This window comes from Actinacidiphila paucisporea (assembly GCF_900142575.1).
GTDB classification, from domain to species: domain Bacteria; phylum Actinomycetota; class Actinomycetes; order Streptomycetales; family Streptomycetaceae; genus Actinacidiphila; species Actinacidiphila paucisporea.
The window spans coordinates 184,086-197,371 of record NZ_FRBI01000003.1; the positions used below are offsets into that span (position 1 = coordinate 184,086).

Sequence of the window (13,286 nt, forward strand, 5' to 3'; positions counted from 1 at the left end):
TCTCCTTGGAGGGGCAACGGGCTGGGATCGGTACGGCCGTACGGCCACCGATTTCCAGCATTCGCTTCCTCCGAGGTCCGCTGTGCACACCGCTGGGCGCCCGGCACGTAACGGCAGTCACATAGCCGCGTGCGTCACTCACTCCGGCGCGTAGCGCTCAGCCCCCCTTGGCCCAGAGCAGAAGTGTTTCCAGATCCTTGATCATGATCTCTCTGCGGGCGGTCTCCACCGCCCCCGACACCCGTAACTGCCTCAGCCCGCTGCTCACCGCGTTGCGAGTCACCCCGATCGATTGGGCCAGCTCCTCCTGCGTCAGACCAGTCAGACGCAACGGGGCCGTTGCCATAGACAGGGGTACCGCGGCGGAGTGCGTCCCGCCGTTGGGATCGGCCAGGTCGACAAGTCTCACGAGGGTGCGCGCAAGGCGTACGACCAACGGCAGAGTGAGTAACTCCGACCTCAAAAGGTCCGATTCACGCAGCCTGGCCATCGCCTGTCGCATCAGGTCCATCACCAGACGCCGCTGTTCGACGAAAGCCCTGAATCTGGCGGCCTCAAGGATGACCGCGGAACACGGGCTGAGTGCGATCACATCGGCAATGCGTGTGCCACCGTCGAAGACCGCCACCTCGCCGAGCAGATCTCCCGGCCCGCGGAAGGCGAGCAGGGTCGCGGTTCCGTCCCGATCTCGGCTTACGACCTTCGCGAGACCCCCAGTGAGGGCGAGCAGATGAGTCCCCGTATCCCCCTGGCGCAGCATCACGCTGCCCGCGCGGAAACGTCGTTCCGAGCCCTGGGCCAGGATCTCGGACCATAAGTCTGCGGAGAGCACGGCTCGCCTTCCTCGCGGAGATCCTCACGGTTGGAAACTGCTAGTCACCGATGGTTGTACTCTCCGCGCGTGCGTCGCGTAAGACGGCCGGTACACAGGCTGAAGTTTCCCCTACCGTGGGGCCCTGGCTGGAACGCGCCCTCGGCACCCGCGACCTCTCCTCTGCTCCGCTGGCGGCCTGCCCGAACGGGTCCACAGCGCGTCGGCCTTCCCCGCGACCGCCTGACCCGCAAGCTCCCTCCGGCGCCGGAGCCGGTCACCGCTCTGCCTCGCCGGTACGAGTACACCGTCTGTGCGCGCCCGGCCCCGCACGAGGGCATCCGCCGCACCTGCGCGGGCCCGGACGTCACCTCGCAGGACACCCTGACCGAGCGCACCCGTACCGCCACACGCTGACGAGCCCAGGCCCGCGCCGCCCCCAACGGCCACCACCCCAGCCCATTGGCCGGCGCAAGAGCGTGACCTCGCCTTTCGCGGCTGGCGCCAACCTGCGCCTGTCCCCCGAGCGTGCCCGCAAGCTGGGCTCGCGTGCTATCCCGAGCAGAGCCACAGCACCGCTCCGGCGGCAAACCTGTGATCGATTCCAGACCGTCTCGGATCGATGGAAGCCCGCCGTCAGTCGTCTGCCGCGACGATCAACGCCAAGGACGCCCGCTCGCGGTCGATCACGACGTATTCATGGAACTCGGTGTGCACCCCGCCCCAATCGTGAAACGCGGTCCTGCCCAGATCCGGCAGGACGAAGCACCTGGTGGCCGCCGCGAGCACCGCGTACACTTCCGCGGCCATCACCGCTTCGAGGGCTTCGGGAAGCGCACCATGCTGGTCGGCCCAGCGACGGATCGTGCCTACGACGTCGGCGCTGCCCACCTCCTGGTAGGCGTCTGCGGTGATGTGACGCAGCCCGTACGGCCCATGGCGCTGCCCGGACGCGTCAGTGCCGCCCCCCGCGTAGTCATCGCGGAACTGCTCGTCGGCGACCAGCAGCGCCAGCAGCTCATCGTCCTTGTCTCCCGAGGTGATCCGGAAGGACTTCACGTCGGCCCATCGATGACCGTGTCCCGTGAACTTGTAGTTCCGGAAGTTCACGAAGCTCTGGGCATCGAAGACGAGCTGAGTCACCGGACCACGCTAACCTGCCGGACGGACACTTCAACATCGTCCGCGACGGAAGCGCGACTGCGACGAGGACCGAGTTGCTCGCGGTGCGAGCGCCGACCCCACCATCTCGACGGCCACCGCCATCACATAGGTGCCGACTCTCCCCACAACCGTCGACGTCTCAGCGCGGGCCCTGACGGTCAGCGCCATCAATCCAGTCTTCGCTGAATCGATGGCGGTCCAGGCCCACGGCCAAGAACTCGTCCCCGTCCGCGCGCCGCACGGCGCCCAACCGTCGAAGCGCCTGTGAAATCGGGCTGCCGGCGGAGGGGAAGGGCTGACCCGGCGGCGTGTGCAGCGGCCCCATCAGCCCACACTGCGGCTCGCTGCTCACCATCACCGCCGAAAAACTCCGCTTCCACGTAGGCGACCGGCCCCGCGGTCGACCACTCCGCGAGCGTCAACTCGAAGCCTCCCGGCAGTCGCCAAAACCCCAAAGCCCCGACGGAGCCGCCGTCCGTGACGGCGTCGAACAGCTGGTCCGTTATCACCATCAGCGACAGGCCCTGGCCAAGAGACGCCACCCCGGCGCCGGGAAGGTCCCGTACGGCAGCACGCAGCAGCCCCTCCTCCGCGATCACCGCCTGCAACTCGTAACCCATCCCCGGCCCTCCCGCAGTGGTCGAAGGCCTCATCCTGCCTCAGCAGGCGAAACCCGCCCTGCCCGGCTACTCGCCCGCATCCCACTTGACGACGGTTGCCTCCTGGGAATGCGGTCGCCGCGGCAGCCGTGACGTACCAGTGAACACGAAATCAGACGGCTTCCGCGGGGACGCCGGCCGCCAACCTGGCTGTCATGCTTCGCCCATGGCCGAACTCGACGGACGTCCCGTCACCGTGGACGAACTACAGGCTCTCGCCCTGACCAACTACGGTTCGTTCACGAGCCTGCGGGTGGACGACGGACGCGTTCGGGGCCTGGCACTGCACTTGGAGCGGCTCACCAGGGACAGCCGAATCCTATTCGGGGTCGACCTGGACCAGGAGCACATTCGGAGCCTCGTTCGCCGCGTCGCGCCGAGGGTCGGGGCAGCGACCATTCGGGTCACTGTCTTCGACCCCGAGACCGATCTCGGCCATCCCAGCCGTGCCGACAATCCGCGCATCCTTGTGACCCAACGATCGGCTGGGGTCTTGCCACTGCCGCCATTGTCAGTCCAGTCGACGGTCTACCGACGCGAAGTACCCCACGTGAAGAGCGTGGGACTCTTCGCCTCCCTCCACCACCGAAGGACCGCCCAGCTCTACGGCTTCGACGATGCCCTCTTCGTGGACGAGGACGGCGTCATCAGCGAAGGCGTCACATGGAACATCGGCTTCTACGACGGCAACCGCATCATCTGGCCGACCGCCGCATCACTCCCAGGCATCACCATGCTGCTCCTACAGGACGCCTACCAGCACATCGACATTCCCGTCACCCTGTCCGGCCTGAGCACGATGCAAGCGGCCTTCGCCACCAACGCCGCCATCGGCGTCCGAGCCATCGCCCGCATCGACAACACCGAACTCGCCGGCGACCACCCGATTCTGGACATCCTCCGCACGGAGTACCTGGATATCCCCGGCGAGCAGATCTGATCGGCGCGCAGGCATGGGCCTCGGGCCAGCGTGGGCTACGAAGGCAGCCGGAGATGACGAACGGCACCCGGCCATACGAGCCGTCGTCCAGTACCACGGACGGCAACCGAGCGGCGGTAGACCCATGGCCCTGGTCGAAGGCGGCGTCCGTCTCGGCGGCCTGGAGGACGAACGCCGGTCTGGCTTCAGGCCTTCGTCGTAGACGTCATCCCATCAGCCCGTACGCCGCTCGACTCGTAGCTGCTGAGCGTGTCCGGCGATGAAGGGCGACCGGCCAGGCGGACCCCTTTCTGGGCTGAGTGTCGAGGTTGCGGCGGCCCGGCTGCAGCAGGTCCGTCGGCCGGCCTGATCCCTCCAACCGGCGACCCGCAGGGTATCTCGTTGCTGACACGCAGTAGTCCCCGTATTCTCGGCCGTAACGCGTAGACGGAGACGAGTAACCACGGGCCCACGCGAGCCGAGAGAGCTGCCGGTAGCTGAGAAGGCAGCCTCGCGACCTGGGGCGAAGACACTCCCGAGCGCGGGGAGGAACGGCCGAAGGCCCCATGCCCCGCCGGTTTGCCCCCGTCACCGGGCAGGAACGAGGCCGTCACGCTGCGCGTGGCGGCGAAGGTGCGGTGGCACCGCGAGTTGCCCTTCTCGCCCGCACCCAGAAGGGATCACCACGACGCCCCATGGAGGGCCGCGATGATCCACACGACGAACCGCGTCCTGGCGGCCGAGCTGCCCGCGCACGTAGGCGAAACCGTCGACGTCTCCGGCTGGCTGCACCGCCGCCGCGAACTGAAATCCGTCACCTTCCTGGTCCTGCGGGACCGCTCCGGGCTGACCCAGGTCGTCCTGACCACGCCCGGTGGTGACGTCCCCGAAGAGACCGTGCTGCGGGTACGCGGCACGGTCACCGCCAACGCGCAGGCGCCCGGCGGGGTCGAGCTGACCTCGCCGCAGATCGAGCCGCTGTCCTCGCTCGCCCAGGCCCCGCCGTTCGACCTGTACCGCCCCGCGGTGTCTGCAGGACTGCCCACCATCCTCGACCACGCACCCGTAGCCCTGCGCCATCCGCACCTCAAGGCGCCGTTCCAGCTCTCCGCCGCCTCGGTGGCGGGATTCCGGGCCGCACTGGACGCACTGTCCTTCACCGAGATCCACACGCCGAAGGTCGTCTCCTCGGCAACGGAGTCCGGTGCGAGCGTCTTCGCTCTGGACTGGTTCGGCCGCCCCGCTTATCTCGCGCAGTCCCCGCAGTTCTTCAAGCAAGCCATGGTCGGGGTTTTCGAGCGGGTCTACGAGACCGGCCCGGTCTTCCGCGCCGAGCCGCACGACACCGCCCGCCACCTGGCCCAATACACCAGCCTCGACGCCGAGCTGGGGTTCATCACCGACCACCGCGATGTGATGGCCGTGGTGCGGGAAGCCGTTGCCGGCATGGTCGAGGGCATCGAGGAGCGGTCCGCCGAGGCCGTGGAGCGGCTGGAGTTGACGCTGCCTGAGGTGCCCGCGGAGATCCCGCAGATCCACTTCGCCGACGCGATGAAGATGCTCGGCGTGGACGAGCCCGACCTCGCACCGGCACACGAACGTTTCCTCAGCGAATGGGCGCTGCGCGAACACGGCAGCGAACTGCTGTTCGTGACCGGCTACCCGATGGCCAAGCGCCCCTTCTACACCCATCCGGACCCGGAGCGGCCCGCGTACTCCAACAGCTTCGACTTGCTCTTCCGCGGCCTGGAACTGGTCACCGGCGGGCAGCGGCTGCACCGGTACGAGGACTATGTGGCCGCATTGGCCGCGCGCGGTGAGTCCGCGGAGCCGTACGAGAGCTACCTGTCCGCCTTCGCGCACGGGATGCCCCCGCACGGCGGCTTCGCCCTCGGCCTGGAGCGCTGGACGGCCCGCCTGACCGGCGCCGACAACATCCGCCGCACCACCTTGTTCCCGCGTGACCTGCACCGCTTGACGCCCTGACCCTGACCCTGACCGGGCGCTGGTGGCTCGGGGTGTTCTGCGCAGCCCGAAGCCACCGGGCCGGGCAGGGCCGGAAGCAGATCGCCAGGCGTATCGGCGTACGGCAGCGGAGCGCAGGCAGTCGACGACGTCCGCGGTCGTGGCGTCGGACGTCGTAGTACGGATACGGCTTGACGTGCAGCGCATGCAGTGAGGAATCGATTCGGACCTGCGCGATCTCCGTCTGCTCGGCGAGCGACCGCTGACCCTCACACTCCGAAACGAGGAGAACGCTCGCTCGCCCGGAAAGGGTACTCACCGCCGCGCGTCCACAGCTGGGCCGAGCAGTTCCAGCGCTTCCTCCCAGCGGAACCGATCAGCGCCCCCGCCCGCCTTCGGCGGATGCGGCTCGTAGGAACTGACCATGACGCCCATCCCCCGCAGCCGGTCCAGGCTCTCCTGGTAAGCGGGGTGGGCGGCCGTGGCCGAGTTCACATACGGCAGCACAGCCGTCGGAATGCCAAGTCCGTACGCCTCGCAGAGAATGCCCAACGCCAGCGTGTCGGAGACCCCGGCAGCCCACTTGTTGATCGTGTTGAACGTCGCCGGCGCAACGGCGATCGCATCCGCAGGCGGAAGCGGACGCGGGTCCCCGGGCGAGCGCCACGCAGACCTGATCGGGTAGCCCGTCTGTGCCTCGACGGCCGCGCCATCGATGAAATGAAGCCCCTGCGGGGTGGCAACTACGCCAACGCCCCACCCACGGTCCTGCGCCATGGTGATCAGTTTGCCCACGTCCCCCGCGACGCCTGCCGCGCACACCACGGCGTACAGGAACGGTTTCGGTCGCTCGTCCAGCTCGTTCATAGGCGACTCCCTGGTCGACGGCAGAGCACGGGGCGCGCCCCATGCACCGTAACGGCGAAGGGACGCACCTCCGTTCACCGCACCCCCGCAGCGGCCCGCAGCCTCTCGTCACCTCTCGCCGAGCAGGGTCAGAACGTTCTCAGCGCACCCCCAGGACAGCGTGACGCCCGCGCCGCCGTGGCCGTAGTTGTGCACCACCAACGTCCCATCCGCCAGACGATCAGCTTCGACTCGCACCTTGCCCCGGGTGGGCCTGGCTCCGACACGGCCGCCGAGAACCCGCGCCTCGGCCAACCGCGGCTCCACCTGAGCGCACCTACGCAGGATGGCCGACGCTGCCTCCTCGTCCGGTCCCAAGCCGCCCTCACCGTCGATCGCCGTGCCGCCGAGTACGACGGTGTCGCCGTGCGGATAGATGCACAGGAGGTCCGGCGACGTGCCGGTGTCCTCGGAGAAGAACTCGGTCAAGCCGGGGTTCGAGACGACGACGTGCTGTCCGCGGATCGGACGCAGGTCAGGGTCCGGTACGAGAGCGCGGGAGCCGAGGCCCGTGCAGTTGATGATCGCCGAGGACGGACCGGCTTCGGCGAGGGAGCCGAGGGTTCGCTGCTCAACGGTTCCTCCGGCCCTGCGGAGGCGCTGCTGGAGGTAGGCAAGGTAGACCGGCATATCGATGAGGGGCACCGTGAACCGGTAGCCGGCGGTGAATCCACTGGGGAGTTCGGCTGCCTGGCACGGACGGAAGCCAGGCAGCGTTGTAGCCCAGTCCGGCGCGGTTTCGGCTGTGCGGGAGGCTTCGATGCCACTGGTGAACCGCACCCCTGTGGCCGGGTTCTCGCTCAATGTCCCGAAGATTTCCAGCGACCTTTGGCTCCAGTGATCGACCTGGTCCTTCGGCTCTACCAGGTACGGTCCCCACATCGCCCCTGCAGCAAGTGATGTGGTCCCGGGAAGCCGATCGCAGACCACCTGAATTCGCCGGCCGCTCTCGGCAAGCAGCACCGCCGTGGTCAGTCCGGCCACACCGGCTCCAACGACGACAGCGCGCCTCTCTGAGGTCACGGGACGACCCTGACGGCTCGTGACAAAGGGGGGTTCCAGCGCTTCTCGTTCGGATGCCGCACGTTACGCAGACCCCACACCCCGCAGGGCGTAGTACGCCCCCAGGGCGGCCTCGCTTCCGGAGCCGGTAGCGGCCATGATGCGCTGGTAGCGGGAGGAGCGCAGGTCACCGGCGGTGAGGATGCGCGGGTGCTGGCGGTCCGGCGGGCAGTAGCCGGTGCTGTCGGGCACCAGGGCGCCTTGCGGTGGTCTGGGGGCGCTCCCCAGGTTGAGGTAGGCGGCGTCAGCAGTCCCCGCATCGCGGCGGCCGTCTCGGCCGAGCCACTCAGCGGTGAACGCCGAAGCACCACCTACCTGCACCGACAGGCGGGTGACCGGGAGCAGGGTGACGCGGGCGTCCTCGCGTACTTCGTCGACCTTGTAGTCGTCCCCCGGTGGATACGCGACCAGGACCGTCGTGTCGAGAGCCGGGTGGGCACGGAGGAACGTGCCGAGGGGACGATCTGCGCCCAGCACGAGGAGGGAACCGGCAGCCGTCTCGGGGGCTTCCGCGCCCCAGAGGGTGGGCAGGTCGGAGTCGCTTGCCACCGTCAGCCAGGCGGCGGCCGAGACGGGGACCGGGCCCACGCCGGTGGCCACGACCGCGTAAGAGGCGCTGACGGTGCGGCCGGTGTCCGTCGTGACGGACACGTGGTCGTCGTTGGCACGTACCTCGGTCACCCGCGCCCCGAGGTCCACCTCGCACCGCTCGGCGCGAGCGACGTCCGCCGCAATAGCTGCGGCGAGTTCCGGCCCGCCGGTGTGGCCGCCTACGACGTTGTTGATGGCGGCGATGTGTCGGAGCTTGGCGCACAGGGCATCCGGCTCGATCAGGACCGACCGCATGCCGACGCTCGCGGCCATCACCGCTGCCGCGCAGCCGGCTGGGCCTCCACCGATGATGACCAGGTCCGCGATCGCTGTCATGGGGCTATTCCAGCACCGGGACTTCGAGCCTTGGGGCGAGTTGGGCCAAGAGGTTCTCGGTGGTGATCAGTTGGCGTGGGCCGATGAGCCGGCGGGCGACCGTGAGGCCGGCGTCGTGGACCGCGGGCCCCGCGTCGCTGGCGGAGGCATCGGTGAGGACCCAAGGCGCGTAGCCCCGCTCGAAGGCGTCTGCCGCGGACTTCAGAACGCAGCTCTCGGTCGCGATGCCACAGAAGACGAGATCGGTCCAGCCCGCGTCGGCGAGCAGGGTGATGGCCTCGTCGGTGAACAGGGAGTAGCCGACCTTGTCGAGTACGGCATAGGCGGACGCAGCCTGATCCGCCAGCTCCGGAACAATGTCCGTCTCCGGTGAGTCCTGCAACCGGCTCCAGCGGAAGAACCGCTCGAACGAGCTACCGGGGTAGTTGCGGTAGCGGGTGAAGACGACAGGCCGGCTGGCGGCGGACCACCGTTCAGCGACGCCGGAGATGACAGGAACGACGTGTCGGCTGTGGTGGTTGGTGAAGCCGTTCTGCACGTCGACAACGATCAGGACTGCGCGGTCGATGTCCACTGCGGTGTCCGTGACGTCCATGGCCTTGTTCTCCCGTCGTCAGCCCATATTGTCCCGGAGAGCGTCCTGCGCGGCACGCAGTCGCTCCGCGAGTCCGCTCGTCTTCATGATGGCCTCTCTCATGAGGACATGCTGCGCGGTCTCCTGCGCTCTGGCGGTGGTGAGACGGGACGACGCCGCCCGCAGGAATCGCCAGCCGAAGTCCTCGTGGGTCGAGGGGTCCTGGCCGTCCTCCACGAGCTGTTGGACCTGACGGGAAAAGCACCACAGTGCCTGGACCGTGAGTTCGCAGGAGATGAGTTCGTCGATCGTGAGGCTGCGCTCAATTGCGTGAGCGGCGTAGGCGACGCCGGACCAGCCCGCGTAGCCCGTGGACACGCCCCGTATGCCGAAGGAGACGAGGTCGGGGTGGTCGAATCCCGAAGCCAGCAGGGATTCTTCGACGGACGGGTGAAGCGCCGCGGGTCCGCCGGGCGTACCGCGGTCGACCAGTACCGAAGGTGTGGACAGCAGACGCAACGCTGTGTCGAACTCCGGTCCGGCGCTCCACGGGCCCGAGGTCACCCAGTACAGCGAGAGGACGTACTCGGGATCGGGTTGTTCACCGGGGCCGACGTGCAGCAATTCCCGCATCAGAGATCCGGCCCACGGCAGGTCGGAGGCGTACGAGCGGTACCGCCATAGAGCCAGCTCGGTCAGCGACTGCGGTATCTGTTGCTGAACGAGGTGGAAGACGACCACGCCGCAGGCGAAGGCGTGGAGAGTGCAGACGGTGCCCTCATCCGGGTGGTCGGCGCGTGCCCACGACGACTCGAGCCAGCTGTCTTTCGAGCCTGTGTTCATTCCGGCCCGAAGGTGCTGCGCCTGCTCCGTACCAACGAAGACGGGTACGAGCTTGTGGGAATTGACCCGTATCTCCGCCGTATTAGGCGCGGCGACCGTCGGCTGGCCCTGCGCCCCGGCGAAGCGCGCCCTGATCTCGCCCGAGGACCGCGCCAGAGCGGTGTCGAGAACAGCTTGCGAGTCGGGACGCGGGGTGTAGTTCTCCCCTCCCGCCTCCCACTTGGAGATGACGCGATCACTGACGCCCAAGTGCGCGGCGAAGTCCCGGATGCTCATCCGCATGGCCGCACGAAGCAGCCGGGCCTCCCGTCCGGTCCACGTCTGCACCGTGACCATGACCGTTCAGTCCCCTCCCGCACCGCGAAATACCCAGCGTAACGAGTCGTGTTCGGCAGCGGTACGGCGTTTGTGCGGCATCCGTACGTCACTTCCGGTCACCGGTGTGCAGCATGCTGTACCCGCGGTCGGCACCGGCCGGTCCCGAAAGACCCATCTCCGTCGAGGAGTTCTCCGCATGCCCGAGATCGTCAAGCGCAACGCCCGTGCTGTTCTGCTCGACGGAGACGAGCTGGTGCTCATCAAGCGCACCAAGCCCGGACGGGATCCGTACTGGGTGACCGTCGGCGGCGGTGTCGAGGTGGAAGACGACAGCATCGAATCGGCACTGCATCGCGAAATCTTCGAGGAGCTCGGCGGCACCCTGGAAAAGGCCGAGTTGGTCCACCTGATCACGGACCGCCTGGAAGACGGCATCGGCGTCCAGCACATCTTCGCTGCCCGCCTGGCCGGGATGGACCTGTCCGTGCGAACGGGCACCGAGTTCGCCAAGCCCGAGCGCGGCGCCTACGACGTTGTCCGCGTACCCTTCACCGCCGAATCGGTCAGCGAACTCGACCTCATGCCGCCCGAGCTGGCCGAGTTCGTCGCGGCCAACATCGAGGCGATCGTCTCCGTCCTCGACACCCCGGTCCGGAAGGCGTGACGTGGCGGGCGTGCCTGAGTTCGTCAGCGTCAACGGGCCCGACAATGCCGGCAAGACGACCCAGTTGCAACGGCTCGCGGAACGCTGGGACACCTTCCAGATGCTCGGCGCCGTCCACGAGCACGACCCCGAGCCTTGGGAGCGTGTCGCCGCGGACGACTACGCGAGCTGGTGGTTCGAGAAGTCGACGACCGTGGAGCTGACCACCATGCTGGTCAGCAGCCACCTCAAGCGCGCCGCGGCGCGCAGGGCGCCGCGCACGGGGCTGCTCGACCGGGGCCTGTCGATGCTCACTGCCGTGGCAGCGGCGACCAGCGTCGTCAAGGACGGCCTCTCCGCGGACGAGGCACTCCGGACCATCCGGCACATCACCGCACCGTTCCCCACGCACCGGGAAGCCTCAGTCCTGCTCCTGCCCTCGCTCGACCCGGACCGCAGTTACGCGATCACCAGCACCCGCGAGAACCGCCCGTGGACGGGGATCTACCCGGCCTATCAGCGGCACTTGCACGCGATCCTGCGCCACCAGGCGGAGGAGGGGATTTACGACCTGGTCGTCGACTGCGAGAACCACGACGTCGCCGAAGTCCACCGGCAGATCGTCACAGGCCTCGACCTTCTCCTGCCCTCCCACCCGCGCCGAGAGGATGACGACCACAGATGACCGCCCTCATCGGGGGTCCGCCCCCGTTACTCCTCCCATCCGGCTTCGCCCGCGCCGCCGCCGGCCTGCCCGAGAAGGAGCTGCGCCGCCTCGACGACGCACTCGCCCGTCTCCACGCGGTCAACGCCCGCCTGTGGCAGACCGAGGACCGTGTCCGTGCGGTCGGTCTGTCCGCCGACCGTGTAGCGGACTTCAAGCGCGAGATCGACCAGTTTAACGCCGAACGCAATGTCCTCGCCGAGCGCGCCGACGAGGTTCTGAGCGTGCTTGCCGGCGCCGCGCCGACCGAGGCACCCCTGCACACGGAGACCCTCGCCTCCGTTCTCGACCGCCTGTCCGTACTGACCCTGCGCATCTGGCACAGCGAGCACGCCGCGGACCGGGACGACCTGGCCAAACGCCGGGTGCCGGCCCTGCACCGGCAGCGCGAGGACCTGCACGCTGCGCTCGACGCCCTCACCGCCGACGTGATCGCCGGCGTCCGACGCCTCCCGGCCCCCGCGCGCTACAAGTTGTACGGCGCGGACGAGGCGGTGGCGTCGGAGATTACGCCAAGTCGCCGTCTCGCCCGGGTCGTCGCCTTCGGCGGGCTCAGCGAATGCGGCAAGAGCACCAGCGCGGAATTCGTCCGCCGGGCCTGCGGGGCGCAGCGCTTCAAGATCGGCTACCTGCTGCGCCAGTCCGCCGCACGCCACGGCTTGGCCGACCCGTACGCCCTCTCGCCCCGCCGCCAGGCGGAACTGCTCCTGGACGAGTTGAATCGCTTCGCCGACGCTCACGTCGACACCCGGCTCATCACCATCGAATCCGTCCACGACGAGGCGTCGATCGGCGAGCTGAAGAAACTCATGGGTGACCGGCTCCAGATCGTCTACCTGGACGCGTCCTTCGCCGTGCGGGTGAGCCGGTCCGGAATGGCTGCACATGCCGTCGCCGCCAAGGACGAGATCAAGATGAGCCGCGGAGCCCACCAGGTCGCGGCCCTCGCGGACCACCTCGTCGACAATTCCTGCAGCATCGTCGAACTCCGCGCCCGGCTGCGCAAGATCGTCGCACCGCCAATACCGGCGAGGCCGCGCAACACCACGCCGTACGGCCTCGGCCTGCCGGGTCCTGCCGCAGCCGCCACCTCCGACCTCGTCGACAGGCTGCGCTCGCACGCACCCGCCGTTCGCCTGGTCGCCCTCACCGGCAGCCCCGGAGAGGGCACCTGGATAGCCGGCTGGTCCGATCTCGACCTCCTGGTCGTCTCCGACCACACCGCAGCCGCACCCGTCGCGGAGGCGCTGCGTGCCTACCGGCGGGACCTGGGCGGCACGGCCTCCGTCGGACTGACCCTCGCGACGCCGCACGAACTGCTCTCTCGCCGATTCACCCCGCGGCTCGCCTTCGCCCTGCACCAGCTCCAGGCCGACCGACCGGTGCTGTATGCGGACCCGCACCTGGAATTGCCGCACATCACATCCGGCGACCTCGCGCTCGCCGCAGTGTACGAGCTGCCCCAGGTGATGCTCACCCTGCGCAGGTTGCGCGCCGACGCCGCCCCGGACCTCCTGCGGCAGCTCTACAAGCACCTGGTGCTCGCCAGCCGGCTTCTCCTGCGCGAGCACGGCGTGTGGGAGACCGGGCCGGATAAGATCCTGGCCGCCGCCACAAGGCTGCCCGGCCTGCCCGACTCGTCCCTTCCGACACTGGCCGAGACCGCCGCCGCCTGGCGCGAGGGCACGCGCGACCAGGCACTGGCCCAGGTCCTTCCGGCGGTCGACGCCCTCCTTGACTGGTACGCGGCCCAGCTCGCCGCCTGACCACC

12 protein-coding genes are annotated in these 13,286 nt (G+C 68.7%); 5 read left to right on the plus strand and 7 right to left on the minus strand.

What is annotated here, in order from left to right; genetic code table 11:
• Window positions 1–157 precede the first annotated feature (157 nt).
• Window positions 158–832, minus strand: a complete 675-nt coding sequence (locus tag BUE44_RS06885; RefSeq protein WP_073494887.1) for a Crp/Fnr family transcriptional regulator — start codon at window positions 830–832, stop codon at window positions 158–160.
• Between the two features lie 615 nt (window positions 833–1,447).
• Complete coding sequence (locus BUE44_RS06890; RefSeq protein ID WP_073494889.1) at window positions 1,448–1,954, minus strand: hypothetical protein; 507 nt, start codon at window positions 1,952–1,954, stop codon at window positions 1,448–1,450.
• Between the two features lie 846 nt (window positions 1,955–2,800).
• Between BUE44_RS06890 and BUE44_RS06900 the strand changes: the two genes are divergently transcribed.
• Both BUE44_RS06900 and aspS read left to right on the plus strand, forming a co-directional pair.
• Window positions 2,801–3,574: an aminotransferase class IV family protein gene (locus BUE44_RS06900; protein WP_073494891.1), complete on the plus strand. Its 774-nt coding sequence runs from the start codon at window positions 2,801–2,803 to the stop codon at window positions 3,572–3,574.
• 687 nt (window positions 3,575–4,261) lie between these two features.
• A complete protein-coding gene (aspS, locus tag BUE44_RS06905) occupies window positions 4,262–5,539 on the plus strand; it encodes an aspartate--tRNA(Asn) ligase (protein WP_073494893.1) in 1,278 nt (425 codons plus the stop codon).
• Between the two features lie 294 nt (window positions 5,540–5,833).
• Here aspS and BUE44_RS06910 read toward each other — a convergent pair whose 3' ends face one another.
• From BUE44_RS06910 to BUE44_RS06930, 5 genes are all read right to left on the minus strand, one after another.
• Window positions 5,834–6,385 carry a flavoprotein gene (locus BUE44_RS06910; protein WP_073494895.1) on the minus strand — a complete coding sequence of 184 codons (552 nt, stop codon included), beginning with the start codon at window positions 6,383–6,385 and terminating at the stop codon, window positions 5,834–5,836.
• Window positions 6,386–6,493: 108 nt separating this feature from the next.
• Window positions 6,494–7,447 carry an FAD-dependent oxidoreductase gene (locus BUE44_RS06915; RefSeq protein WP_073494897.1) on the minus strand — a complete coding sequence of 318 codons (954 nt, stop codon included), beginning with the start codon at window positions 7,445–7,447 and terminating at the stop codon, window positions 6,494–6,496.
• 63 nt (window positions 7,448–7,510) lie between these two features.
• A complete protein-coding gene (locus BUE44_RS06920; RefSeq protein WP_073494900.1) occupies window positions 7,511–8,413 on the minus strand; it encodes an FAD-dependent oxidoreductase in 903 nt (300 codons plus the stop codon).
• 4 nt (window positions 8,414–8,417) lie between these two features.
• Window positions 8,418–9,008: a cysteine hydrolase family protein gene (locus tag BUE44_RS06925; RefSeq protein WP_235001940.1), complete on the minus strand. Its 591-nt coding sequence runs from the start codon at window positions 9,006–9,008 to the stop codon at window positions 8,418–8,420.
• An 18-nt stretch (window positions 9,009–9,026) separates the two neighbouring features.
• The gene (locus BUE44_RS06930) at window positions 9,027–10,166 is read right to left on the minus strand and encodes a helix-turn-helix domain-containing protein (protein ID WP_073494902.1); all 1,140 of its coding nucleotides are present in this window, start codon (window positions 10,164–10,166) and stop codon (window positions 9,027–9,029) included.
• 178 nt (window positions 10,167–10,344) lie between these two features.
• Here BUE44_RS06930 and BUE44_RS06935 point away from each other — a divergent pair, with 178 nt between their 5' ends.
• The 3 genes from BUE44_RS06935 to BUE44_RS06945 are packed head-to-tail and all read left to right on the plus strand — an operon-like array spanning window position 10,345 to window position 13,281.
• Window positions 10,345–10,812 carry an NUDIX hydrolase gene (locus BUE44_RS06935; RefSeq protein ID WP_073494904.1) on the plus strand — a complete coding sequence of 156 codons (468 nt, stop codon included), beginning with the start codon at window positions 10,345–10,347 and terminating at the stop codon, window positions 10,810–10,812.
• Between the two features lie 10 nt (window positions 10,813–10,822).
• Complete coding sequence (locus tag BUE44_RS06940) at window positions 10,823–11,476, plus strand: hypothetical protein (protein WP_235001941.1); 654 nt, start codon at window positions 10,823–10,825, stop codon at window positions 11,474–11,476.
• On the plus strand, window positions 11,473–13,281 hold the full coding sequence (locus tag BUE44_RS06945; protein ID WP_073494908.1) for a DUF4254 domain-containing protein: 1,809 nt from the start codon (window positions 11,473–11,475) through the stop codon (window positions 13,279–13,281). Before BUE44_RS06940 ends, BUE44_RS06945 begins: the two co-directional genes overlap by 4 nt.
• The last annotated feature ends 5 nt before the right edge of the window (window positions 13,282–13,286 follow it).